This is a genomic window from Pseudarthrobacter sp. NIBRBAC000502770 (assembly GCF_006517815.1).
Lineage (GTDB): Bacteria > Actinomycetota > Actinomycetes > Actinomycetales > Micrococcaceae > Arthrobacter > Arthrobacter niigatensis.
In genome coordinates, this window is record NZ_CP041198.1 from 25062 (window position 1) to 49750 (window position 24689).

A 24689-nucleotide genomic window follows, 5' to 3' on the forward strand; every position below is an offset into this window, starting at 1 on the left:
AATGTCTGATTGGATAAATATTACTGAAGGGTACAAGGGAAGAACGGCTTCCCACCAACCATAGAGGTAGCAATGGAGCACATCGAGGCCGAACACCCCCGGCCACGCCACTTCCTACTCCACCTGAGCGATCCCCACCTGTTGGGAGGTCCGGAACCCCTCTACGGAATCGTCGACAGCGAGGCCAGGCTTGCCCAGCTGTTCGACGAAGTCAAAGCGTCCGGCGCCCGGCCTGAGGCTGTCATCTTCACCGGTGACCTCGCCGACAAGGGTGACGCTGAGGCCTATGTAAAGCTGCGGGCCATCGTTGAGCCGGCCTGCAAGGAACTCGGGGCCCAGGTCATCTGGGCCATGGGAAACCATGACGACCGCGCCAACTTCCGCCGGGGGCTGCTGGACCAGCCGGGCAGTGACGAACCCGTGGACCACAGTTACTTCATCAATGGCCTGCGTGTCATTACCCTGGACACCACTGTGCCCGGGTTCCACCACGGCGAACTGAGCCCGGCGCAGCTGGAGTGGCTGGCCCGCCAGCTGGAAACCCCTGCTCCGGACGGAACCATCCTCGCGATGCACCACCCCCCGGTCCCGTCGGTGCTGGACCTTTCGGTACTCGTGGAACTGCGCGACCAGGCTTCGCTGGCGGCGGTGGTGCGCAATTCGGACGTCCGCACCATCCTGGCCGGACACCTGCACTACTCCACCACCGCGAGCTTTGCGGGCGTGCCTGTCTCGGTCGCTTCGGCCTCGTGCTACACCCAGGACCTGAACGTCCCTGTGGGTGGAACGCGCGGCCAGGACGGCGGCCAGGCGTTCAACCTGGTACACGTGTACGAACACACCATTGTGCACTCCGTGGTGCCCTTGGGCAGTGCGCCCACGGTGGGCGAATATGTCTCCCCGGAAGAGACGGCCCGGAGGCTGCAGGCTGCAGGGGTCCGGATTCCGGAGACCACCAAGCGCGGCAGCACCAAGCTGGGCGCACCCAGCCGGCGCTAACACGGTTGCTCCGGCCGGCCCGGCTACCGGACCGGCCGGAGCGATGCGTGCGGCCTACTTTTCCCAGGGCGCCCTGATAGGAAAGTACCGTTCCAGGAAGTCGGTCACCACTTCAGCCCGCTCGTCCGCGCTGACCTCAGGAAAGCTGCCGTCGTTCAGGCAGAAGAAATCCATGTTCCGCTTGGCCAGCAGCTTGGGCAGGTACTTCAGGCCCGAGCGCATGGTGGTGTCCACGTAACGCACCTTTGCCGCCGTCTGAGTGACGGCTCGGCCCGTAAGCAGGGCGTAATAGTGGTAGAAGGAGTTGGTCACGGAGATGTTGTCCGCTGCCCGGAATCGGCTGGCAGCGGTCTTGCGGAACTCTTCCGGGAATTCCTCCTCCATCTGGTCCACGACGCTGCGCCGCAGCGGCGCGGCCGTATGCTCTAGGTGCCGGGTGGTGATCCGGCCGAACCGGTTCCACAGGAGTTTGCGGTTTACCCGGGCGGCGTTTTCGAACCCGCTGCGTTCGGCGTCGTTCTCGCCCAGGCCGATCCTTGTTTCAGCCTCGATGAACTTGGTGATGCCTCCGGGGGTGAAGAACATGTCCGGGCCCACCGGCCGGCCGAAGAACATGTCGTCGTTGGAGTAGAGGAAGTGCTCGGACAGCCCTTCGATGTTGTGCAGCTGGCACTCCACGGCCTGCGAGTTGTGCGTTGGCAGCACCGAGGGATCGGAGAAGAACTCCTCGCTGCGGACGATCGTGACGGACGGGTGGTCCGCCAGCCAGGCAGGCGCGGGGGAGTCCGTGGCGATGAAGATGCGCCGGATCCACGGTGCAAACATGTACACGGACCGCAGCGCGTACTTGAGTTCGTTGATCTGCCGGAACCGGGCCTCGTGGTCGTCGCCTTCGCCCAGGACATGTCCCTTTTGCTGGGCGCGGCGGGCCGCGATGTATTCGGGGGAGCTGCCGTCCACCCAGGAGAACACGATGTCGATGTCGAAACTGATGTCGCTGGCGTGGTCAGCGAACATGTTCTCGATGGTGGGCCAGGTGTGCCCGTACCGTTCCACGGTGCCGCGGACCGCATCCTGGCGCAGCAGCGTCCGGCGCGTCAGCGAGTTCTCGATGGGGAGGATCAGCTGCTCGCCCTCAAAGGCCCACAGCTCGATCTGGACGCCGGCTGAGGCGCCGAACTCAAAGCCGCCCACCGGTTCCACCCGCGGCCGGTAGAGGCGGAAGATGCGTCCCTGCCGGTTGGGCGAGAGCTCTCCGTCCGCCACCAGGACGGAAGTCTTCTTCTTGGCGTCCACGGTCATCGAGTAGAAGGGTTCGTCCCGGCAGGCATCCACCAAGGCGGCCCGGAGCTTCTTCCGGTCCTTCCAGTCCAGGGCCACCACGGGCCTGTCGTTGTTGCCGCGGACCAGGAGGTACGAAAGGCCGGCGTTGGCCAGGACGTTGCGCAGGAACAGCAGGTCTTCCACCATGGCCTGGTACGGAGTCCTGGTGTCGTTGATCAGGGCGTAGCGGCCCTTGTGCCGGATGACGTCGGGTCGGTGCTTGAGGCGTTGCTCAGCCGCTGCCGATGTGATTTCGGCGTGAAATTGTTCTTCCACGGACGCTTGGGCGCCGTAGTAAACCTCGTCCTGGACCGGTGCTTCTGTAATGGTGGTCTCCGTGCTGGTGGTGGTGGGCATTCTTACCTGCATGATAGTCCTGCCCGGGTAACGGAAGGTTTCCGGGTAACTTGGCGGGCGGCAGGCCGCTTGTCCGCCCGGCAGCGGCTCAGGCGCCCAGCGCGTCGCGCCATGCGTGCAGGAAGGCTCCGCCGGCGTCGTCGTGGATCACTGTGTCCTCCAGCCCCAGGTCCGCTGCCGTCAGTACCGGATACGGCTTGCTGGGAATGCCGTCCGCCGGGCGCACGTCGACGTGCTTCACGGGGTGGTCGTTGTGGTGCAGCCAGTCCGCCATGGCGTAATCGGTGCGGGAATCGCCCACTGTCCGCCACGCCTGGGGCGTAATGCCCTGCGCTGCGAGGAGTTCCACCGCGCGGCTGGCGCCCAGGTCCTTGCCCAGCCGCACCGACTCAATGTCCGTGGAAATAATGGTGGGATCCACCCGGTAGTCCACCTCGTCGTCGGAATCTGGTGCGTGGTGGTCGAGCCGGACAACACCCAACCCGTGCCGTGCCATGAGCTCCACGGCCTCCGCATCAAACAGTTTCTGCTCGGCCAGGTAGTCGGCGCTGGGCACGTTGATGTGCTGCTCCACGGACACCATGGCGCGCTTGGTCTCGTCAAAGAACATGTGGGCGGCATAGTCCTCCGCCACCAGCCGGCGGATGTCATCCCCGTACGCTGCCGGAACGGCGAGTTCCCGGTCCACGTGGATGGGGCCGGGGCCGGCGGACGTATAGCTGAACCAGACCGCGCCCTTTTCGCAGATGGCATGGATGACGGTTCCCGCCGGAATGCCGGCCGCGATCATGGGTTCCATGACCTGCTCGCGGATAAAGGCGTCGGAACGGCCGGTATTGAAGATGACCGGGATGCCGGCAGCCGCGAGGGCCACCAGGTCAAGGATGATGCCGGGCTTGACGTCACGTGTCACCGGGCTGGCCACCGGGCCGTCCACGTCCAGCAGGAGGGCCAGCGGCGGCGCCGCCGGCTGGCTGGTTCCGGGCGCGGACACGGCAGGGGACTCGGAGACTGTCATGGGTCCATTCTGTCAGCAGGACCGGGGCCATTCCGCGCCCCCGGCGCCGGGGGCGCGTGGCAGATGGTCACTGTTTGGCTACAACCTGCCGCGCGCCAGCCCTGCCACTTTCGCTGGGGCACAGGGGTGCCTACTGTTGCATGGTGATATTCAAAGCTGTGGGCGAGGGCCGCCCTTACCCCGACCATGGTTACAGCACCCCCAAGCAGTGGGCGTCGCTGCCGCCGCGGCCGGTCCGGCTGGATGAACTGGTGACCACCAAGCGCACCCTGGACCTCGAAGCGCTGCTGGCGGAAGACTCAACATTTTTCGGCGACCTGTTCCCGCACGTCGTGCAGTACCGGGGGACCCTTTACCTGGAGGACGGCCTCCACAGGGCGGTGCGGACCGCCCTGCACCAGCGCACCGCGATCCATGCCCGGGTCCTGGTTCTTGATGGCTAGCAAACGGCCAAAGGATCCGAGCGTCCTGCACGGCCACCACGTCGTTACCGGCCCTGAACTGCGGGCCGCCATGGAGGCGGCGAGGGACGCCGACGAAACCGCCCGGGTCCGGCGCCGAGTCCTGCACGGGGTGGTGCTGGTCCTGCTGATCGGCGTGATCGCCGCGGCCATCATCCTTGCCCTGGCCATCATCAACGGCCGGCTGCATCTGCCCTCCGCGGAGCCCGCCCCGAGCCCGGTGTCATCCTGCCCGCCTTCGATCTACGACTACGTTCCGGCGGACAAGGTCAACCTCAACGTCTACAACTCCACCAGCCGGCCGGGCCTTGCCCGGTCCGTCGCGGACGAATTCCTTGCACGCAAGTTCGTCGTGGGGAACGTGTCGAACATCAACGCCGGCTACCGGGGCGTGGCCGCCGTGGTGTCAGGTGCAGCAGGGCATGCGGCGGCATTCACGGTCCAGCGCCATGTGCCCGGCTCGGACTACTTCCAGGACGGAAGGACCGATGCCAGCGTGGACGTGATCCTGGCACAGGACTACAAGGCACTGACACCGGCGGACCTGGTGGACCAGACCCCCGGCAAGCTCAGTTGCCCGAGGGAAAGCCGGCGTATCGCGGACACGGACAAGCTGCCCGTGATGCCTGCCGCCGCTCCGACCCGCTGACCGAAGCCAGTCGGAAACAGCGGGCCGGACTCAGCGGGCCACCACCGGAAGCTGGGCGACCTTCACCGGCCGCCCGTCGTCGTCGAACCGTGCGCCGGCGCCCAGCTGGATGAACCGGACGGTCCTGGCCACACGCGCTTCCAGCTCAGCCGGCTCGTCGCTGCCCCGCGCCGCGCTGGAGGACAACGTGCCCAGGATCAGCTGGGACTGCTGGCCCACGTCAGCCACCGGCAGGTACCCCTGGTCCATGCCGTCGCGCAGGATGCCCTGCAGCAGGACGCTGAGCTCGCCCACATGGTCGGAGAGCTTGGCAAAGGACGACGGCGACAGCACCGCCCCCATGGCAGGACCCGGCGGGAGGTGGCGTCGGCTGAGGTCAACCACCTGGGCGCGGACGTACAGGGCCAGCCGTTCCACCGGGTTTGCAATCCGGTCCAGCGATTCGCGCAGTTCGGAGAGGAACTTCTCGGTCTCGTCAAGGGCGTAGGAGATCAGGAGTTCTTCAATATCGGCGTAGTAGTTATAGACAGCCGTGCGGCCCACGCCTGCGTGCCGCGCCACGTCCGTCATGGTCAGTCCCGGAAGGCCGTGAGTGAAGAGAAGCTCGCCAAAAGCGGTGAGGATACGTCGCTGGGTGTCCGCGCGTTGTTCGGCATTGCTCGCCGCTGAAATCCTGGGCATACAGACACTTTACCGCGATGTGTCAGTAAAAAGCGCTAAACGGCGCACCCGTCAGGTCCGCAGGCCTCAGCCTCGGAGGAATTGACCAGGACCAGGGGGTTGGCGTCCTGCCATGCCTGGGTGAGGGCAGCGGTGAACGTCTCAGTGGGCTGGGCGCCGGACAACCCGAACTTGCGGTCGATCACGAAGAACGGGACCCCGCTGATGCCCAGGCCCCGGGCCTCCTCGAAGTCGAACCGGACCTCGTCCGAGTACTTGTCCGTGGTGAACAGTTCCTCCACCTCGCCTGCCGGCAGGCCGAGATCGTTGCCCAGGGACGCCAGGTACTCCCGGCTCCCGATGTCCTTGCCGTGCTCGAAGTGGTCGCTGAGGAGGCGTTCCTTGGCGGCGTCCTGGCTGCCGTGGGCTGCCGCAAGGTGGATCAGGCGGTGGGCGGTGAAGCTGTTGGCCACCACCACCTGGTCGAACCGGTAGTCAAGGCCCTCGCCCTTTGCCTGCTGGGCCACATGTTCGAACATCTGCGACACCTGCTGGGCGGGCATGCCCTTCCGGCTGCTCAGGTATTCCAGTTCGGTTCCGTCATAATGCTCCGGCAGTGTGGGATCCAGCTGGTAGCTGCGCCACACCACGTCCACAGCAGCGCGGTGGGGGAACGCAGCAAGCGCAGCCTCAAACCGGCGCTTGCCGATGAAACACCACGGGCAGGCAACATCTGACCAGATCTCAATCTTCATGCCTTGCACAACCCGGCTGCCGTTGCCGCCATTCCGGGGCGTGCCGTGAGATGGGGCACATTCAGCCCTTGTGGCCGGGGCGATCCTGGGCAATAGTCGGAGTTAGGCGAAGCAGACGCCCTACAAAAATAAAACACCGCGGGACCTCCATGTCCCACGACGGAATATGCCTGGCGGCTGGGGAGCGCGGGCCTCGTTTCCCTGGAGGCCAAGTATGCGAATTGGACTTATTGCCGGACCCTGGATTCCCATTCCTCCGCTGACATACGGCGGCATCGAAAGGGTTGTGGATACCTTGGCGCGGGGCTTTGCGGCCGCCGGGCACGACGTACTGCTCGCGGCTCCCACCGAAAGCACCTGTCCCGTTCCGCTGCTGCCGGGCATGCGGCCGGCGGTCCGGGATGAGCTTGGCTCGACGATGTCCGAACTCAGCCATGTGATCCGGGCCTACCAGGGGCTGCAGGACGTGGATATCATTCACGACCATACGCTTGCGGGCCCGCTCTACGCCCACCGGCCCGCCAAGGTACCGGTGGTCACCACCATCCACGGTCCTCTCCACAAGGAGGCGGAAGATCTCTACCGTGCCATGGCCCGGGATGTGGCAATGGTTGCAATCTCCCGGGACCAGGCCTCACACGCTCCGGAAGTCCCCGTCACCCAGGTAATCCACCACGGCATGGACGTTTCCGCGGTCCCGGTAGGCAGTGGCCGTGGCGGGTACCTCTGCTTCGTTGGGCGCGCCTCCCACGACAAAGGGCTGCTTGAAGCAATCACACTCGCCCGGGACGTGGGCATGCACTTGAAGATCGCCGTCAAGATGCGGGAACCGGACGAGATCCGCTACTTCCGCGAGGTCATCGAACCGATGCTGGGCCCCAACGAGGATTTTGTGGGGGAAGTGGACGACGCCACCAAATACCGCATGATGGGCGAAGCCACGGCCTTCCTGAACCCCATCCAGTGGTCCGAGCCGTTTGGGCTGGTGATGATCGAGGCGTTGGCCACCGGAACTCCCGTGATCGGCACAAGGATCGGCTCAGCCCCTGAGATCGTGGAACACGGCCGCACGGGCTTCCTTGGAAAGACCGGGGAACTGCAGGGCTTCGTTGAGGCAGCCGCCGGGCTCAGCAGGGAGCGCTGCCGGGCATCAGTGGAGGACCGGTTCAGTGCCCACCGGATGGTGGCGCAGCACCTCAGGCTCTTCGATGACCTGCTGGCGGGGAGATTGCCGGGAGGGGTTCCGGTTACCCCGCCGGTGCACCAGAATCGTTAAGGGGACGGGCGGGCGTTGGGCTCCCCGGCAGCATCCAGCCTGAGAAGGGAGTCCTTCCATGACCGCCTGGAACGAAGACAATGAGGCCTCCGGCTCCGATGTTGGTGCCGTCACCGTACTGGAAGGCTCTTCGTTTTGCATCTCGGCCGGTACCGGCGACATAAGCGCCGACGGCAGCACAAACGGCGCGTTCTACCAGGACACCCGGATCGTCTCGGGCTGGGTGCTGCGGATCAACGGCTCGCGGCGCGAACCGCTGTCAGCCCAGAAGGCCCAGCCGTTCGAAGCAACCTTCGTGGGCCGTGCAACGTGGCCCGGAGGCCGGTTCGACAGTCCGCTGGTGGTCCGCCAGGTCCGCCACATCGGACCGGGCCTGCAGGACGACATCATCCTGGAGAATTACGCGGCGGAACCCGTTGAATGCGCCATCGAGCTGCTGGTGGACGCGGACCAGGCCGACCTCTTCGAAGTGAAAGGCGGCCGCACAACGGGCCCCGATGACACCACCCGCGCCGTGGTGGATGGAAAGCTCATCATCGAAGCATCCCGGCACGGCCAGCAGCGGGGCTCCGCCATCGGGGCCAAGGATGCGGAGGTGGGCACGGATGGGCTCCGGTTCAACGTCACCGTTCCGGCCCGCGGCAAATGGAGCACCAGCGTCATCGTGGTGCCGCTGGTCAATGGGGAAGCCCCGGAAAAGCCCTTCACCGAAGGCCAGCTCCCGCACCACCGTGAGGGCGTGCAGCGCCACTTGGCGTGGGAGGAGAACGTTCCGCGGATCAGCATCGAGGACACCAGCTTCCAGAATGTGCTCAACCGCAGCCAAAGCGACCTTGGTGCACTACGGATCTTCGATGCCCGCCATCCCAACCGCGCCGCGGTCGCGGCGGGGGCTCCCTGGTTCATGGCGCTGTTCGGTCGGGACTCGCTGCTGACGTCCTACATGAGCATGATGGTTAACCCCAATCTCGCCCTGGGCACGCTGCAGACCCTGGCCGGGATCCAAGGGAAGAAAGTGGACGTGGATTCCGAGGAGGAACCCGGACGCATCCCGCACGAGGTCCGGCTGGGCGTTACTGCCGGCCTGTCGCTGGGCGGCACGGCGTACTATGGCACGGCGGATGCCACACCGCTTTTCGTCGCAACCCTGGGCGAGCTGAGCCGGTGGGGGCTTTCCCGGGATGCGATCCAGCCACTGCTGGCCCACGCCGACCGCGCCCTGGAATGGATCGAAAAATACGGCGACCGCGACGGCGACGGCTTCGTGGAGTACCTCCGGCCCAATGACCACGGGCTGGTCAACCAGGGCTGGAAGGACTCCTGGGATGGCATCAACTTCGCGGACGGGACCATCGCTGAAGCCCCCATCGCGCTCTGCGAGGTCCAGGCCTATGTCTATGCGGCCTACCTGGGCAGGTCGCTGCTGGCCCACTGGACAGGGGATCCTGACCTGGAAAAGCACTGGGCCGACAAGGCGGCAGCCTTCAAGGAGGAGTTCAACAGGAAGTTCTGGCTGCCGGACAAGGGCTACTTTGCGGTGGCACTTGATAAGGACAAACGGCACGTCGACGCGCTGACGTCCAACATCGGCCACTGCCTGTGGACGGGCATCGTGGACGAGGACAAAGCCGCGTCCGTCATGGAAAACCTGATGTCCCCGCAGATGTTCACGGGCTGGGGCATCCGCACGCTGGCCTCCGACATGGGAGCCTACAATCCCGTCAGCTACCACAACGGCTCTGTGTGGCCGCACGATACCGCGCTGGTGGCCACTGGGCTGATGCGCTACGGGTTCGTGGACGAGGCCAAACGAGTGGCACTGGGCATCCTCGACGCGGCCCGGCATTTTGATGGCCGGCTGCCGGAATTGTTCTGCGGGTTCGACCGCGGTGAGTTTCCGGGCCCTGTTCCGTATCCCACCGCCTGCTCACCCCAGGCGTGGGCGGCGGCGGCGCCCGTGCAGCTCGCCAGGATCCTGCTGCGCTTCGACCCCGTCTTCACCCGCAGGGTGGTGCACCTGGCGCCGATCCTGCCGGAGTCAGTGGGAACCTTCCGGGCCGAAAATGTCCTGTTGGATACCAGCCGGGTCACCATCACCGCCACGGGAACAACGGGCGCCATCGACGGACTCCCGCCGGGGCTGAAGCTCCTGACGGAGCCCCGCCCGCCACTGGCCTACCCACCGGACGGAGCCCCCGCCAACTCCCGCGTCCCGGGCATCCAGCAGGCCAGCAGCTGAAGCGTTCAGGGCAGGGCGCGTTCCAGCACGAAGTCGTGCTCCACGGTGCTGCCCAGCCGGAACGATTTGGTGCCCACCTTCCGGAAGCCGGATTTCTCGTAGAAGCGGATGGCGCGGGCGTTCTGGCTGTTCACGCCCAGCCACGCCCCGGCGCCCCCGGTGGCAGCCGCGGCCTGGAGGCTGGCGTGCATCAGTTCAGCAGCCGCGCCCAGGCCGTGGTATTCGGGGTGGACGTAGCACTTGCTGATCTCCACGGAGGGCAGCAGTGCCAATGCGGAGGCTACGTCCGGGTCTGCGGCCGGCCTGTCCACCAGGAGGCTGTAGCCGGTGAGCCGCCTGTCGGCGTCGATGACCAGGATGGTGACATCCGGGTCCTCGAGGTAGCCCGTGAAGTGTTCCTCGCTGAGCGTGTTGGCCAAGTGGGCGGCAATGTCGGCAGGTGAGGACGACGGCGGGCAGGCCAGCGGAAAGGTGACGGCCGCCAAGTCGGCGAGCGGGCCGGCGTCGTCCGCTGTTGCCCTGCGGATGATGTGGGTCATGTGGTGTCCCTCCACGTCAGGGGGTGATGGTTCGGACGGGGGAGCCGGCAAGCCAGGCGGTGATGTCCTCGAGGGCGCCGCCATAGAACTGCCGGTAGCTTTCCTGGGTGACGTAGCCCAGGTGGGGCGAAAGCACGGTGTTCGGCGCGGCGAGGAGCGGGTGCCCGGCCTGCAGGGGTTCCTGGTCGAAGACGTCCAGGGCGGCGCCGCGGATCCACCCCTCGTTCAATGCCTTGATGAGCGCGTCCTGGTCTACCAGGGGTCCGCGGGCGGTGTTGACCAGGAGGCCTTCGGGGCCCAGCAGCTTCAGCTCGGCCTCACCCACGATGTTCTCCGACCGCGGGGAGAGCCGCAGGTGGAGCGTTGCGACGTCGGCCACCGTGAAGAGTTCCTCCTTTGACACCAGCCGGGCGCCGGCTTCCGCTGCGGAGTCCGCAGTGAGGTTCTGGCTCCAGGCCACCACATCCATGCCGAACGCCTGCCCGTAGGCCGCAATCCGCCGGCCGATCTTGCCCAGGCCCACGATGCCCAGGGTCTTCCCGGCAAGTTCGACGCCTACCGTTGACTGCCAGGCACCTGCCCGCAGCGAGCTTTCCTCGGTGGGAAGGTGCCGGGCAATGGCCAGCAGGAGGGCCCAGGTGAGTTCCGGCGCTGCCGTAGGTGAGCCGGGCGTGCCACAGACCGTCACCCCGTGTTCGGCGGCGGCTGCCACGTCGATCGCGGCGTTCGCCATTCCGGTAGTGACCAGCAGTTCCAGCGCCGGCAGCTCCTCGAAGACTTCCCGGGGGAACGCGGTCCGCTCGCGCATGGCGATCACCATGGTGGTGTCCGCCAATGCCGAAACCAAGGCATCCCGCGACGTGAAAGGTTCACGGTAGGTGGTCACGGTGACACCCGACGCCTCCAAAGCCGCGAAGTCGGCGAAGCCGTGGGCCACGTCCTGGTAGTCATCGAGGATGGCAAGGCGGTGCGTCATCGGGAGTCCTTCGCAGTGTCCTACGTCCTGGGTCACGCTTATCGTATGGCAGGGGCCGGTCCACAGGGTGCGTGAAGCCCCGGCAGTGCAGGAGCGTGATAGCAATGGGAGTGATGAATCCACGCCTATTCCCGATTTTGTCCCTGTGAGCGGCCCCGCCCTGTCCCGCATCCCGAAAAGCTGGGTCCTGCTGGCCTGCATCGGCCTGCTGGCCCTGAACCTCCGCGGCCCCATCGTTTCCGTGGCACCCCTGGTGGACCTCATGCAGGCGGAACTGCACTTTTCGCCGGTCATGCTGGGGCTGCTGACCAGCATCCCGGTGCTGTGCTTTTCGCTCGCCGCTCCGCTGGCGTCCCTGGCGGCGCGGAAGTTCGGTGCGGAGTTCGCGGTGACGCTGACCATCGTGGGGGTGCTGGCCGGCGTGCTGCTCCGTTCCGCGGGAGGGCCGGCGCTGGTGGTGGCCGGCACGGTGGTCATCGGCGTGGCCATTACGGTGGGCAACATTGCGGTTCCTTTGATCATCCGCCGGGATTTTGCGCCGCGGCGGCAGGGGACCGCGATGGGCATCTATACCGCAGCCCTGAACATCGGATCCTTCCTGACCTCGGTGGCCATGGCCCCGCTGGCGGCCGTGACCGGGTGGCGGCTGGCCCTAGCCGCGGTGGCTGTGTTGGCCGTGGCCGCGGTGGTGGTGTGGGTGCTGGCCGTGGGTCCCCGCACCGCGTTCCTGGTCTCGGCCGAAGACGGCGCGGACGCCCCGCGGGCCCCCGTGAGCCGTTCCGGGTGGATCACGGTGGGGCTCACCGCGGGCTTCGGGGGCCAGGCCTTCTCCTACTACGGCGTCACGGCATGGCTGCCCAGCTACCTGCACGACGAACTGGGCATGAATGCCGCGCAGGCCGGCGCCGCGTCCTCGATCTTCCAGATCCTGGCCATCGTGGGCGGCCTCGGCGTGCCTTTTGCGGCCAAGTACATGAGTACGACGGCGGTGGCGGTCACCCTTAGTGCCCTGTGGCTTGCCGTTCCGGTGGGGCTGCTTTTCCTGCCGCAACTGTGGTGGCTGTGGTCCACCTCCGGCGGCATCGCACAGGGCGGCGGCATCACGCTGATCTTCATTGCCGTCATCAAGCTGGCCCGGGACCAGGCCGCTGCGGGCCGAATGTCCGCCACCGTCCAGGGGCTGGGCTACTGCCTCGCAGCCGTGGCCCCGCCGCTGCTGGGATTTGTCCACGACAGCTCTGGATCCTGGACGCCGGCCCTGCTGGTCATCCTGGGTTCGGTGCTGGCCTTCTTTGTCGGAACCACGCTCTCCGTGCGGAAGGTGCCGAAGGGCCGCTGAGGCGACCCGCCGCCGTCGGACGTTCCGTCGCCCCCGACGCCCGCTCACTTCTTGCACTAAACGGTGAAACGCCCGCTCACTTCTTGCACCAAATGGCGGAACGCCCGATCACTTTCTTTGGGAAAGTGAGCGGGCGTTTCGGGTTTTCCTTCAGTAAGTGAGCGGGGGTGTGAGGGGTGTTCCGTTGCCGGGCCGGCGCCCCGGATTTCGGGGGGCCTGTTGCGAAGGGCGTGCCGGCCCGGCAAACGGAGGTTTGGTTACGCCGCGGCGAGCTCCTCGACGGTGGCCTTTTCGCGGGCCTCGGTCAGGTAGCGGGCGTAGGCGGGGAGGGTGAGGAAGGAAGGGAACTCACGGCTGAGGGTGACTTCCTCGAAGATGTCGCGGGCGTCCTCGAACCTGTCGCCGTCGAAGCGCTCCAGCCGGGCGAATTCCTCGTCCAGGAGTTCTTCCACCCACTCGTGGCTGACGATCTCGCCCTGGTCGGTGATGGCCCGGGCGTGGATCCACTGCCACAGCTGGGAGCGGGAGATCTCCGCGGTGGCGGCGTCCTCCATGAGGTTGTGGATGGCCACTGCGCCGTTGCCGCGAAGCCAGGATTCGATGTAGCGGATGCCCACTTCGATGTTGTTCCGGATGCCCTGCTCGGTGATGGTGCCGGTGGTCGCGGCAACGTCGATCAGGGCACGGTCGTCCGGCGTGACGTCCTCGCGGAGCCGGTCCAGCTGGTTCGGCTTGGTGCCCAGGACGCCGTCGAACACCTCGCGGCACACGGGCACCAGGTCCGGGTGCGCCACCCAGGAGCCGTCGAAGCCATCGTTGGCCTCGCGGGTCTTGTCTGCGCGGACCTTCTCCAGGGCGTTGGCGTTGGCTTCGGGGTCCTTGCGGTTGGGGACGGCTGCCGCCATGCCGCCGATGGCCATGGCGCCGCGCTTGTGGCAGGCCCGGACCAGCTGTTCGGTGTAGGCGCGCATGAACGGCTGGGTCATGGTCACCTGGCCGCGGTCCGGGAGAACGAAGCGGGGCCCGCGGGTGCGGAAGTTCTTGATCAGGGAGAAGATGTAGTCCCAACGGCCGGCGTTCAGGCCTGCCGCGTGGTCGCGCAGTTCATAGAGGATCTCCTCCATTTCGAACGCTGCGGTGATGGTTTCGATAAGCACCGTGGCGCGGATGGTGCCCTGCGGGATGCCGAGCAGGTCCTGCGCCAGGATGAAGATATCGTTCCACAGCCGGGCTTCGAGGTGGTTCTCGATCTTGGGCAGGTAGAAGTACGGGCCCTTGCCCTGCGCGAGGAGGCGGCGGGCGTTGTGGAAGAAGAACAGGCCGAAGTCCACGATGCCGCCGGCGATGGGCTGGCCGTCGATGAGCATGTGCTTTTCCGGCAGGTGCCAGCCGCGGGGGCGGACCACGATGGTGGGCAGGTCCCCGGCCGGGCGGAGCTTGTACTCCTTGCCTTCTTCGGTGGTGAAGTCGATCCGGCGCTCCAGGGCGTCGGTGAGGTTCAGCTGGCCCTTGATGACGTTCCGCCACGTGGGGGTGGAGGAGTCTTCCATGTCCGCGAGCCATACCTTGGCACCGGAGTTCAGGGCGTTGATGGTCATTTTCTTGTCCACCGGGCCCGTGATCTCGACCCGGCGGTCCTCCAGGCCGGGGGCGGGGGGAGCGACCCGCCAGGACGGATTATTCCGGATGTGCTCGGTTTCCCGCAGGAACCGCGGGTCCGCTCCGGCGGCAATATCGGCCCGCCGGGTGCGCCGCGCCTGGAGCAGTTCCTGCCGGCGGTCGGCGGTGGCCCGGTGCAGCTTCGCGATGAACGACAGGGCGTCCGGCGTCAGCACCTCGTCCTGCCGGCAAATCGGCTGCGCGGTCAGGGTAATGCCATTGATCGTAAAACTATCGGTGAAGCTGTTCATCTCAGTCTCCTTAAAGACGAAAGGGAAGTTCGACGGCGGGTAGCGGCAGGGCGGCGACTGAGGCACGAGGCCGAGGAGCCGGTGTCGCGGCAGCCTGCGTAAAAGGGGCCCTGTGCCCGCCCCCGACCGAGTTCTACGAGGTCATGGGGCGGGCGTGGGGAATAGCAGGCAGAGCGACGTCGGTCCGAAGGCCGGAGGCGACACCCGCCGTCGTAAGTTGCTAGTGGAACTGGCCCTCTTCGGTGGATCCCACGAGGGCGAGGGTCGACGCGTTCGGGTTGAGCGCCGTGGAGATGGTGTCGAAGTAGCCGGTGCCGACTTCGCGCTGGTGCTTGGTTGCGGTGTAGCCGCGGGATTCGGAGGCGAATTCCTTTTCCTGGAGTTCGACGTAGGCGCTCATGCCTTCACGGGCGTAGCCGTGGGCGAGGTCGAACATCGAGTAGTTCAGGGCGTGGAAGCCGGCCAGGGTGATGAACTGGAAGGTGAAGCCCATGGCGCCGAGTTCGCGCTGGAACTTGGCGATGGTGGCGTCGTCCAGGTGCTTGCGCCAGTTGAAGGACGGCGAGCAGTTGTAGGAGAGCATCTGGTCCGGGAACTCGGCCTTGACGGACTCCGCGAACTTGCGGGCCAGTTCCAGGTCCGGGGTTCCCGTTTCCATCCAGATGAGGTCGGAGTAGGGGGCGTAGGCCTTGGCGCGGGCGATGCAGGGTTCGATGCCGTTGCGGACCTTGTAGAAGCCCTCGGCGGTGCGCTCGCCGGTGATGAATTCCTGGTCGCGCTCGTCGACGTCGGAGGTGATCAGGGTGGCGGCCTCGGCGTCGGTGCGGGCAATGACGACCGTGGGGGTGCCTGCGACATCTGCCGCCAGGCGGGCGGCGTTCAGGGTGCGGACGTGCTGCTGGGTGGGGATCAGGACCTTGCCGCCGAGGTGGCCGCACTTCTTCTCCGAGGCGAGCTGGTCTTCCCAGTGAACACCTGCTGCGCCGGCCTGGATCATGGATTTCATGAGTTCGTAGGCGTTCAGCGGACCACCGAAGCCGGCTTCGGCGTCGGCAACAATCGGCACCAGCCAGTCCTCGACCGTCTGGATGCCCTCGGAGAACTCGATCTGGTCTGCGCGGAGCAGGGCGTTGTTGATGCGGCGGACCACGGTGGGGACGGAGTTGGCCGGGTAGAGCGACTGGTCCGGGTAGGTGTGGCCGGAGTTGTTGGCGTCGGCCGCGACCTGCCAGCCGGAAAGGTAGATGGCGCGCAGGCCCGCCTTGACCTGCTGCACGGCCTGGTTGCCGGTGAGGGCGCCCAGGGCGTTGGTGTAGCCGCCGGTCTTGTGCTCCTCGGTGAGCTGCTTCCACAGCTTTTCCGAGCCGCGGCGGGCCAGCGTCTGCTCTTCGGTGACGCGGCCGCGGAGGCGGACGACGTCGGAGGCTGAGTAGTCCCGGGTCACACCTTCCCAGCGGGGGTTGGCGGCCCACTCGAGCTCCAGGGCGGCGGCCTGCTCTTCGGGCGTCTGCTGGGTGGGCTCAAATGCTGCAGTCATCGTTGATCTCCTTGATTGAGCTCCGGATGGAGTAGGTGGGAACCGCTTCGTTGAGGTTCCCACCGGCTTATCCGGTGCGGTGTTTCTTTCCGTGACAACTACTTTTCAGCACTTTCAACCCCCTTTCTAGATGAAAAGTCTGGAAAGAATTGCACTTCTTCACGTATTCTTCATAAATGTCGCCTTCAAGCTGGAACAGGGACGTTTCCCAGCCACCGTCAGCCGCCGCAGCGGAACTTGACGTCATTGCGCTGGGCCGCCGCGTCCGCCATCTCCGCAAACAAGCCGGGCTCACGCTCGATGACCTGGGTGCCGCCGTCGGGACCGCTCCCAGCCAGCTGAGCCTGGTCGAGAACGGCAAGCGGGAGCCCAAGCTGACGCTGCTCCAGCACTTGGCAGCAGCGCTGAATGTCAGCATCGACCAGCTGCTCGGGGCCGAGCCGCCCAGCCGCCGAGCCGCCCTGGAAATCGAGCTGGAGCGCTACCAGCGCGGGCCGCTGTACGAGTCGCTGGACCTGCCCAAAATCCGCATCAGTTCGCGGCTTCCGCTGGATGTGCTGGAGGCCCAGGTGGGACTGCTGCACGAGCTGGAACGGAAGATGAACGAGCAGGTGGCCACCCCGGAGGAAGCCCGCCGCGCCAACGGCGAACTGCGGGCCATGATGCGGGAGCGCGGCAACTATTTCCCTGAGTACGAGGCAGAGGCGCAGAAGGTCCTCAAGGAGGTGGGTTACACCGCAGGTCCGCTGAGCCAGCACGTCATCGCGGACATCGCCGAGCATCTCGGTTTCACCCTGCATCACGTGGGGGATTTGCCGCATTCCACCCGTTCCGTGACGGATTTGAAGAACCGCAAAATTTACCTGACGCAGAGCCAGCGGCAGGACCACGACCCACGCTCGGTGCTGCTGCAGGCCTTGGGCCACTATGTCCTGGGCCATGAAACGCCCAAGAACTACGGTGACTTCCTGGCCCAGCGGGTCGCCACCAATTACTTCGCCGCCGCCCTGCTCCTGCCCGAGCAGGCAACCGTCGAATTTCTGCAAAAAGCCAAAGCAGCCAAGGAAATCGCCGTCGAGGACATCCGGGACGCGTTCGCCGTGTCCTATGAGACCGCCGCGCACCGGTTTACAAACCTGGCCACCAAGCACCTCGGCATCACGACGCACTTCCAGAAGACCCACCAGAGCGGCATCATCTACAAGGCGTACGAGAACGACGGCGTGAACTTCCCGCAGGACCACACCGGCGCCATCGAGGGCCAGCCGTCGTGCAAGGCCTGGACGTCGCGGGCGGTGTTCGACGTCCCGGACAAGTTCAGCGCCTACAGCCAGTACACTGACACGCCGTCCGGCACGTACTGGTGCACGGCCCGCACCGAGCGGTCCGCCAGCGGGGAGTTTTCCCTGAGTATCGGGGTGCCGTACCAGCACGTGAAGTGGTTCCGCGGGCGGGAAACCACGGCCAGGGCGACGTCCAACTGCCCGGATCCGAAGTGCTGCAAACGGCCGCCCGCCGAGCTGGCCAACCAGTGGGCCGGGAACGCGTGGCCCTCGGCGCGGGCCCACTCGCACCTGCTCGCCGCCATGCCCCCGGGAGCCTTCCCTGGGGTGGACGAAACCGAGGTGTACAGCTTCCTGCAGGCCCACTCCGGGAGCTGAACAACGCCCCATCACTTTCTGCAGGTTTCTTCCTGACGCCCCATCAGCTCCTGCCGGTTTCTTCCTGACGCCCCATCAGCTCCTGCCGGTTTCCTTCTGACGCCCCATCACTTTCTGGGCGGAAGTGATGGGGCGTTTTGGTTTGTGGGGCAGGAGGTGGTGGGGCGTTTTGGTTTGTGGGGCAGGAGGTGATGGGGCGTTTGGGTTAAGGCGGCAAAAGGTGATGGGGCGTTTTGGTCAGCCGTGGAGCTTGCGGTACGCGTCCGCGGCGGCGGGGTGCAGGGGGATCCCGGCGGTGTTGATGAGGCTTTCCGCGCTAAGGAACTGCACGCCCAGGGTGGATTGGGGAATGAGTTCGCCGGCGTTGTGCACCAGCAACTGGACTGTGCGCTCCACGGTGGCGCTGTCCAGGTCCCGCCGGCAGAGCAGCAGGTTGGGAGCGCCCACTGTCCACACCGCGGGTACTCCTGGATAGCTGCCCTCCGGAATCAGGACCCGGTCGTACATTCCGCCGTACCTCCGGCGCAGCTCCGGCAGCAGCGCGGACAAGTCCAGCAGTTCCAGCGCCACCTCCTGCTGCGCGGCGGCGATGGCGGCGGTGGGCACGCCACCGGACCAAAACAGCGCATCCACGGTCCCCGCCTTGAGCGCCGCGATGCCGTCGTTCAGGCCAAGATGTTCGACGCCGGCAGTCCCCGCAGAGGGCTGCGCGGCATCCGTTGAGGTGCCCAGCCCCGCTGCTTCGAGCAACCGGGGAGTGGTAAGGGAAGTCCCCGATCCGGGTTGCCCCACGGCCACCCGCCGCCCTGCCAGCCCGGAAATGTCCCGGATGCCTCTGTCCTTCCGGACCACGCAGTGGACGTAGTTCTCATAAACCTTGCCGATCGCAGCGATCCCTGCCGCCTCCCCGCCGGACTGGTCCCCGGCGGCATCGGCCAGGGCGACGGCAAAGGCGGCACGCCCAGCCCGCAACTCGGCGATGTTGTCCAGGCTTCCGCCGGTTGCCACGGCCCGGGCGTGGCCGGCTACGCCGTGGCGCTCAAGCGCTGCGGCCAGCAGCGTCGAGAACTCCAGGTAGAAGCCGCCCGGTTCACCGCCCGCCACCACCAGGTCCTCCGGACGGTCGCCCCCGGTGCAGGCGCTGAGGCCGGGCGGCAGGCAGGCCGCGAGTCCGACGGCGACGACTGACGTGAGCACGGACCGCCGCGGCAGTTGCGGCAATGGACCGCCCGGGGCTACGGGATCACGCACGGGCACCACCCCGGCTGGAACCCGGGAGCGCATGGCCGGCAGGATGGACGGGGAACTCGATGCGCGCGGACAACCCATGGGGGACGGCATCGGCCAGCACCAGGCGCGCGCCGTTGGCAGCGGCAAGCTCTCCCACAATGGTCATGCCCAGCCCGGTGCCCGGAACCGACGCATGCTGAGGCGACCGCCAGAACCTGGTGGCTGCCGAGGCGCGCTCAGCGGCGGTAAGCCCTGGACCGTCGTCGGTAATTTCCACTGCCACCATGCCCGGTTCCGTCCGGACCGCCGCCGTGATGGTGGCACCCCGGGCGTACTTGATGGCGTTGTTGAGGAGCTCGGCCGCCATCTGGGCCAGCTCCGCCGGGTGGCAGGAAACCAGTGCCGGCGGCTGCGGGGCCGGAGCAAGGACCAGCCGGCAGCCTGCCTGTTCCGCCAACGGGGCTGCCCGTTCGATTTCGCCCTGGAGCACAGGGAACGGGTCCATCGGGTCCGGCGCGGGAAGCTCTTCGAGGCTGCCGGCAGCCCGCAGGTAACCTTCGGACGCCCGGTGCTCAGCTGCGGCGAGTTTCAACACTCCGTCCAGGATCTCTTCCACCCGGTCCAGCTCCGCCACGGCACGTTCGGCTGCGTCGTGTTCGCGGGCCGTTTTCAACTCGAGCTGCAGCAGGTCCAGCCGCAGCCGGAGTGCCCCCACCGGGTTGCGCAGCTGGTGCGAGGTGTCCGCAATCAGCTGGCGCTGTGCTGCCATGCTGGCACTGACAGTCCGCGCCATCGCTGTGAAGGACCGGCTCAGTTCCCGCAGCTCCGGGGGCCCGTCCTCAGGGAGGCTCCCGGTGCGCCCGGTCCGCTCCAGCTCGTGCAGGGCCGAATCCAGGCGCAGGACCGGACGCAGGACCCAGCCGGTGACCCGCGCAGCCCCCACCAGGAGTACGGCCGCCAGGGCAAGCGCGGCAACCCCCACCCCCAGCCAGCGTTCGCGGAGTTTCTGCCGTGCAGCGTCGGCGTGGACGTCCAGCAGCACGGCGCCCAGGACCTGGCTGGCGCTGCCGAACGGCCGGAAGATGAGCTGCGAACCGGAGCCAAGGGGTTCCAGTGGTTCAAGGGTGGTGTTGCTGACGTTCAGCCGGGCCAGGGACAAGGCGTTCTGCACGTCGGGCCGTCCGGCATCCAAACCACCGGAGGCCAGGGTCTGCTCCTGGACGCGCACCACGATCCCCTCGCCGTACAACCCGGAATACGTGTCCATCTCCCGCTGCAGCCGCGCCGTGTCGCCATCGCCCGCGGCGTCAAAGGCCACCTGGGCCAAGCGGTTCAGGGACGCGGCCCGGTTGATCTGGAGCTCCTGGGTCAGTTCACGTGACGCGGATGTGAGGATGGTGCCCGAGATCAGGAAGACCACCACCAGGCAGAGTACGCTGAGGACGCCCAGCACCCGCAGCCTCATCCGGAAGCCGCCTCCACCCGGTAGCCCACTCCGCGGACGTTGATGATGAAGCCCGGTTTCTGCAGTTTTGCGCGCAGCCCGGTGAGGTGGACATCCAGGGACCGGGAGGAGGCCAGGAAGGCGTCCCCCCACAGTGCGTCCAGGATCTGTTCGCGGGTAACCACCGAGCCGGCGTGGCGTGCCAGCAGGGCGAGGAGTTCGAACTCGGTGGCGGTCAGGGCCAGCGGCAGCCCCGCTTTTGCAGCGGTGTGCCGCTTCAGGTCGATCGCCAGGTCGTCCAGCACAATGGTGTCTTCCTGCTGGACGCCCCCGGCCCGCGCCGCCCGCCGCGTCACCGCTTCGATCCGGGCCAGCAGTTCCACCAGCTTGACCGGTTTGACCAGGTAGTCGTCCGCGCCGGAACGGAGCCCGAGCACCACGCTGCGTTCGTCGTCCCGCGCGGTGAGGATCAGGATGGGGACGTCGGTGACCTGCCGGAGCTTGCGCAGCACCTCCAGCCCGTCCATGTCCGGCAGTCCCAGGTCGAGGAGGATCACCTGGAAGTTCCGGTGGGAGAGCAGCGCGTCAGCGCCGCGCGCGAGCCGCCGGGGGTGGTGGCCGGCGCTTTCGACGGCGGCGGTCAGGGCACCTGCCATGGCGTCGTCGTCCTCGACGATCAGCACGTCCATTGCCATCTTCCTTGCCGTTGCTGCGGTGCCTGGATCATCCCCCGCCTTTGGAGACTACCGCCTGAAGAACGGATTTGCCCGACGGCGGCAGGCCGGCAAGGCGGGGAGAGGCCGTCAGCGGATACCTAAGGAAGTGTTAGGAATTGCCCCTCCGCGTTGGTTGTGCGGTGGATCACCCATACCGTGGATGAGGCCCTCCGGCGTTGGAGGACGCACGTCACCACAAGGAGGAACTCACCGATGAGCACCCAGCAAACCGCGCCCCGATCGGAGGCCGCCCAGACCCGGCGGGCCGTGGGCAACATCCTGAAAGGTTCCGCCGGCAACCTTGTGGAGTGGTACGACCTCTACGTCTACACCGTCTTTGCCGCCTACTTCCAGGCCCACTTCTTCAATTCCAAGGATGAGCTCCAGGCGGGCCTCGAAGCGATGGCCGTGTTCTCGACGTCGTTCCTCATGCGCCCCATCGGCGCCTGGTTCTTCGGCCGGTACGCGGACCGCAAGGGCCGCAAGGCGGCGCTGACGCTCAGCGTCACCATGATGTCCGCAGGCTCCTTTGCCATCGCCGTGCTGCCCACCCAGGACGTCATCGGGCTGTGGGCCATGATCCTGCTGGTGCTGGTCCGCGTGATCCAGGGCTTCTCCGTGGGCGGCGAGTACGGCACCAGCGCCACCTACATGTCCGAGGCCGCCACCAGCAAGCGCCGCGGCTTCTTCTCCAGCTTCCAGTACGTCACCCTGATTGGCGGCCAAATGCTGGCCCTGCTGGTCCTGGTGATCCTGCAGAACGCCATGCCCAAGGGCGACCTGGGCGAGTGGGGCTGGCGCATCCCATTCGCGATCGGCGGCGTGGCTGCCCTCGTGGTCCTGTGGCTCCGCCGCTCCATGGAGGAGACCGTTTCCGCCGAGCAGATAGAGGCCGCCAAGACTCCCGTGGTTGCCGGACAGGCCCAGCCGGGCACCATGAAGCTGCTGTTCACGAGCTACTGGAAGCCGCTGCTGGTCTGCATCGGCATCACCCTTGGCGGCACCGTGGCGTTCTACACCTACACCAACTTCATCCTGAAGTTCATGAACGATACCTCCGGCATCGCCAAGACCGACACCTCCGTGATCAACTTCTGGGCCCTGTTCATCTTCATGCTGCTCCAGCCCGTCTACGGCATCATCTCGGACAAGGTGGGCCGCAAGCCGCTGCTGCTCTGGTTCGGCATCACCGGCGTGCTGTTCACCTGGCCGCTGCTCTCCACCCTGGCCGGCACCAAGGACCCGTTCACCGCGTTCCTGCTGATGATGGGTGGCCTGCTGATTGTCGGCGGCTACACCTCGATCAACGCCCTGGTGAAGGCCGAACTGTTCCCCGCCTCCATCCGTGCACTCGGCGTGGGCCTGGGCTACGCGATCGCCAACTCGCTCTTCGGCGGCACCGTGCCGCTGATCGGCGCCGCGTTCCAGAAGGCCTCGCGTGAGGACCTGTTCTTCACCTACGTGACCATCACCATCGCGATCTCGCTGGTGGTCTACATCTTCGCCCTGAAGAACAAGAAGGCCACGCACCTTGATGACGAACAGGGCCATGCATGGGCATCCAACGCGGCCGATGGCGAAGAGCGGGTGGGTGCCGGACGGTAGCCTTTAGCGGCACCCAGGGGCCAGCTCCCCAAGGAGGCGTACGACGGCGGCTGCCGGGCCGCCGTCGTACGCCTCCTTTTGCATGCCACGCCCAGGTGTGTCCGGGGTGGGCGGACTATATTGGGCGAGTGTCAACACCACCACAATCGCGGGAGTCTGCACCATGGCCAAGGAACTTGCCACCCAGCTCATCGAACAACTCCAGGCTGCCGGCGTGCAGCGGATCTACGGGATTGTGGGTGACAGCCTCAACCCGATCGTGGACGCCGTCCGCCAAACGGGTGGCGCCGCGAAGGGCGGCATCGACTGGATCCATGTCCGCCATGAGGAAGCCGCTGCCTTTGCCGCGGCTGCCGAAGCCCAGCTCACCGGCAGGCTGGCGGTCTGTGCTGGATCCTGCGGCCCCGGAAACCTTCACCTGATCAACGGGCTCTACGACGCCAACCGCTCCGGGGCGCCCGTGCTGGCCATCGCCTCCCACATCCCCAGCAAGCAGATCGGCAGCAGCTTTTTCCAGGAAACCCACCCGGACAGGCTGTTCAACGAGTGCTCGGTCTACTCGGAACTGGTCAGCACCGCCGAGCAGGCACCGCGCGTCATGCACAGCGCCATCCAGCACGCGCTGGGGCTTGGGGGAGTCGCCGTCGTGACCCTGCCTGGCGACATCGCAGGACTGGAAGCCGCAGGCCCCACGCCGCTCCCGGCCACTTTCCGGCCGGCCAGCCTGGTCCCGGACCCGGCCAGCGTCCAGGCCCTCGCGGACGCCATCAACGACGCCGGCAAGGTGGCTATTTTCGCCGGCGCCGGCGTGGAGGGGGCGCACAGCGAGCTGATGGCGCTCGCCGAACTGGCCAAGGCGCCGGTGGGCCACTCCCTGCGCGGCAAGGACTTCGTCCAGTACGACAACCCGTTCGATATCGGCATGACCGGGTTGCTGGGCTACGGAGCCGCCGCGGAGGGCATCGAGGACGCCGACCTGCTGGTCCTCCTGGGCACCGACTTTCCCTATGACCAGTTCCTGCCGGACACCCGCACCGCGCAGGTGGACCGGGTGGCCCACCGGCTGGGCCGCCGGACCGACGTCGACATTGCCGTCCACGGCGACGTGCTGCCCACCCTGCGCGCTCTGCTGCCACTGGTGACGGCGAAGAAGAGCCGCCGGTTCCTGGACCAGATGCTGAAGAAGCATGACCGGCTGATGAACAAGGCCGTGGGCGCGTACACCCGGAAGGTGGAGAAGAAGCAGCCCATCCACCCGGAGTACGCGGCGTCGCTGCTGGACCAGGTGGCCGCCGAGGACGCCATCTTCACCGCGGACACCGGCATGTGCAACGTCTGGACCGCGCGGTACATCAACCCGCTGGGCACCCGCCGGCTCATCGGGTCCTTCCTGCACGGCTCCATGGCCAACGCCCTGCCGCACGCCATCGGCGCCCAGTTGGCCTACCCTGGCCGCCAGGTCATCTCCGTCTCCGGCGACGGCGGGCTGTCCATGCTGCTGGGTGAGCTCATCACCGCCGCCGCCTACAAGCTGCCGGTCAATGTGGTGGTGTTCAACAACTCCACCCTGGGCATGGTCAAGCTGGAGATGCTGGTGGACGGGCTGCCCGACTTCGGCGTGGACGTCCCGGACGCCAACTATGCGGCCGTGGCAGAGGCACTGGGCTTCCATGCCGTCCGGGTGACCGATCCCGCGCAGATCGAGGCGGCGTACCGGGAGGCGTTCGCGCACCCCGGCCCGTCACTGGTGGAGCTCATCACCGATCCCAAGGCGCTGTCCATCCCGCCAAAGATCTCCGGCTCGCAGGTGCTGGGATTCGCCACGGCCATGTCCAAGGTGGTGCTGAACCGGGGAGCGGGCGAGGCCGTGAGCATGGCGCGCAGCAACCTGCGCAACATCCCGCGGCGCTAGCTGTACTGCCGAGTTCGCCGGAAACTGCCGGGTTCGCCGCAAAATCCCGGCGGTCTCGAGGGTTTCCGGCGAACCCGCGGGGA

The 24689-nt window shown here is 66.6% G+C and carries 20 protein-coding genes; 9 read left to right on the forward strand and 11 right to left on the reverse strand.

All coding sequences use genetic code 11. The features are described from left to right. The first annotated feature begins 72 nt into the window (after nucleotides 1–72). The gene (locus tag NIBR502770_RS00590) at nucleotides 73–999 is read left to right on the forward strand and encodes a phosphodiesterase (RefSeq protein WP_141180690.1); all 927 of its coding nucleotides are present in this window, start codon (nucleotides 73–75) and stop codon (nucleotides 997–999) included. Nucleotides 1000–1053: 54 nt separating this feature from the next. Here NIBR502770_RS00590 and NIBR502770_RS00595 read toward each other — a convergent pair whose 3' ends face one another. Both NIBR502770_RS00595 and NIBR502770_RS00600 read right to left on the reverse strand, forming a co-directional pair. Continuing rightward, nucleotides 1054–2691 (reverse strand): stealth family protein, encoded by a 1638-nt coding sequence (locus NIBR502770_RS00595; protein WP_141158221.1) that lies wholly within the window; start codon nucleotides 2689–2691, stop codon nucleotides 1054–1056. A gap of 76 nt (nucleotides 2692–2767) precedes the next feature. Further along, entirely contained in the window at nucleotides 2768–3697 is a 930-nt protein-coding gene (locus NIBR502770_RS00600) for a hypothetical protein (protein ID WP_141180691.1), read from the reverse strand. 143 nt (nucleotides 3698–3840) lie between these two features. Between NIBR502770_RS00600 and NIBR502770_RS00605 the strand changes: the two genes are divergently transcribed. Together NIBR502770_RS00605 and NIBR502770_RS00610 are read left to right on the forward strand one after the other, a co-directional pair. Then, complete coding sequence (locus NIBR502770_RS00605) at nucleotides 3841–4140, forward strand: type II toxin-antitoxin system VapB family antitoxin (RefSeq protein WP_210411385.1); 300 nt, start codon at nucleotides 3841–3843, stop codon at nucleotides 4138–4140. Next, complete coding sequence (locus tag NIBR502770_RS00610; RefSeq protein WP_141180692.1) at nucleotides 4133–4807, forward strand: LytR C-terminal domain-containing protein; 675 nt, start codon at nucleotides 4133–4135, stop codon at nucleotides 4805–4807. Before NIBR502770_RS00605 ends, NIBR502770_RS00610 begins: the two co-directional genes overlap by 8 nt. Nucleotides 4808–4837: 30 nt before the next feature. On the opposite strand, the gene NIBR502770_RS00615 is transcribed toward NIBR502770_RS00610, so the two are convergent. Continuing rightward, nucleotides 4838–5488, reverse strand: a complete 651-nt coding sequence (locus NIBR502770_RS00615) for a TetR/AcrR family transcriptional regulator (protein WP_141158217.1) — start codon at nucleotides 5486–5488, stop codon at nucleotides 4838–4840. A 35-nt stretch (nucleotides 5489–5523) separates the two neighbouring features. Next, entirely contained in the window at nucleotides 5524–6222 is a 699-nt protein-coding gene (locus NIBR502770_RS00620; protein ID WP_141180693.1) for a DsbA family oxidoreductase, read from the reverse strand. Between the two features lie 214 nt (nucleotides 6223–6436). On the opposite strand from NIBR502770_RS00620, the gene NIBR502770_RS00625 reads away from it, so the two are divergent. Both NIBR502770_RS00625 and NIBR502770_RS00630 read left to right on the forward strand, forming a co-directional pair. After that, nucleotides 6437–7498 (forward strand): glycosyltransferase family 4 protein, encoded by a 1062-nt coding sequence (locus NIBR502770_RS00625; RefSeq protein ID WP_141180694.1) that lies wholly within the window; start codon nucleotides 6437–6439, stop codon nucleotides 7496–7498. Nucleotides 7499–7556: 58 nt separating this feature from the next. Next, on the forward strand, nucleotides 7557–9737 hold the full coding sequence (locus tag NIBR502770_RS00630) for a glycogen debranching N-terminal domain-containing protein (protein WP_141180695.1): 2181 nt from the start codon (nucleotides 7557–7559) through the stop codon (nucleotides 9735–9737). Between the two features lie 5 nt (nucleotides 9738–9742). Here the strand turns inward: NIBR502770_RS00630 and NIBR502770_RS00635 are convergent, their stop codons facing one another. Both NIBR502770_RS00635 and NIBR502770_RS00640 read right to left on the reverse strand, forming a co-directional pair. Beyond that, nucleotides 9743–10276 carry a GNAT family N-acetyltransferase gene (locus tag NIBR502770_RS00635; protein WP_141158213.1) on the reverse strand — a complete coding sequence of 178 codons (534 nt, stop codon included), beginning with the start codon at nucleotides 10274–10276 and terminating at the stop codon, nucleotides 9743–9745. A gap of 16 nt (nucleotides 10277–10292) precedes the next feature. Further along, the gene (locus NIBR502770_RS00640; RefSeq protein ID WP_141158212.1) at nucleotides 10293–11252 is read right to left on the reverse strand and encodes a D-2-hydroxyacid dehydrogenase family protein; all 960 of its coding nucleotides are present in this window, start codon (nucleotides 11250–11252) and stop codon (nucleotides 10293–10295) included. A 145-nt stretch (nucleotides 11253–11397) separates the two neighbouring features. On the opposite strand from NIBR502770_RS00640, the gene NIBR502770_RS00645 reads away from it, so the two are divergent. Next, a complete protein-coding gene (locus NIBR502770_RS00645) occupies nucleotides 11398–12591 on the forward strand; it encodes a CynX/NimT family MFS transporter (protein WP_141158211.1) in 1194 nt (397 codons plus the stop codon). A 257-nt stretch (nucleotides 12592–12848) separates the two neighbouring features. On the opposite strand, the gene aceB is transcribed toward NIBR502770_RS00645, so the two are convergent. Then, complete coding sequence (aceB, locus tag NIBR502770_RS00650) at nucleotides 12849–14501, reverse strand: malate synthase A (protein WP_141180696.1); 1653 nt, start codon at nucleotides 14499–14501, stop codon at nucleotides 12849–12851. Nucleotides 14502–14721: 220 nt separating this feature from the next. Next, on the reverse strand, nucleotides 14722–16038 hold the full coding sequence (gene aceA, locus NIBR502770_RS00655) for an isocitrate lyase (RefSeq protein WP_141158209.1): 1317 nt from the start codon (nucleotides 16036–16038) through the stop codon (nucleotides 14722–14724). Nucleotides 16039–16214: 176 nt separating this feature from the next. Here aceA and NIBR502770_RS00660 point away from each other — a divergent pair, with 176 nt between their 5' ends. Then, entirely contained in the window at nucleotides 16215–17699 is a 1485-nt protein-coding gene (locus NIBR502770_RS00660) for a helix-turn-helix transcriptional regulator (RefSeq protein ID WP_141180697.1), read from the forward strand. A gap of 237 nt (nucleotides 17700–17936) precedes the next feature. Here the strand turns inward: NIBR502770_RS00660 and NIBR502770_RS00665 are convergent, their stop codons facing one another. Genes NIBR502770_RS00665 through NIBR502770_RS00675 form a run of 3 tightly spaced genes read right to left on the reverse strand, consistent with a single transcriptional unit; the run spans nucleotide 17937 to nucleotide 21062 of the window. Then, nucleotides 17937–18959, reverse strand: a complete 1023-nt coding sequence (locus tag NIBR502770_RS00665; protein WP_141183257.1) for a TAXI family TRAP transporter solute-binding subunit — start codon at nucleotides 18957–18959, stop codon at nucleotides 17937–17939. Then, complete coding sequence (locus NIBR502770_RS00670; RefSeq protein ID WP_141180698.1) at nucleotides 18943–20394, reverse strand: HAMP domain-containing sensor histidine kinase; 1452 nt, start codon at nucleotides 20392–20394, stop codon at nucleotides 18943–18945. Before NIBR502770_RS00670 ends, NIBR502770_RS00665 begins: the two co-directional genes overlap by 17 nt. Next, the gene (locus NIBR502770_RS00675) at nucleotides 20391–21062 is read right to left on the reverse strand and encodes a response regulator transcription factor (protein WP_141180699.1); all 672 of its coding nucleotides are present in this window, start codon (nucleotides 21060–21062) and stop codon (nucleotides 20391–20393) included. Before NIBR502770_RS00675 ends, NIBR502770_RS00670 begins: the two co-directional genes overlap by 4 nt. A gap of 183 nt (nucleotides 21063–21245) precedes the next feature. Here NIBR502770_RS00675 and NIBR502770_RS00680 point away from each other — a divergent pair, with 183 nt between their 5' ends. Beyond that, nucleotides 21246–22694 (forward strand): MFS transporter, encoded by a 1449-nt coding sequence (locus tag NIBR502770_RS00680; protein ID WP_370871443.1) that lies wholly within the window; start codon nucleotides 21246–21248, stop codon nucleotides 22692–22694. 163 nt (nucleotides 22695–22857) lie between these two features. Further along, complete coding sequence (locus tag NIBR502770_RS00685; RefSeq protein WP_141180701.1) at nucleotides 22858–24606, forward strand: pyruvate dehydrogenase; 1749 nt, start codon at nucleotides 22858–22860, stop codon at nucleotides 24604–24606. Nucleotides 24607–24689: the final 83 nt, after the last annotated feature.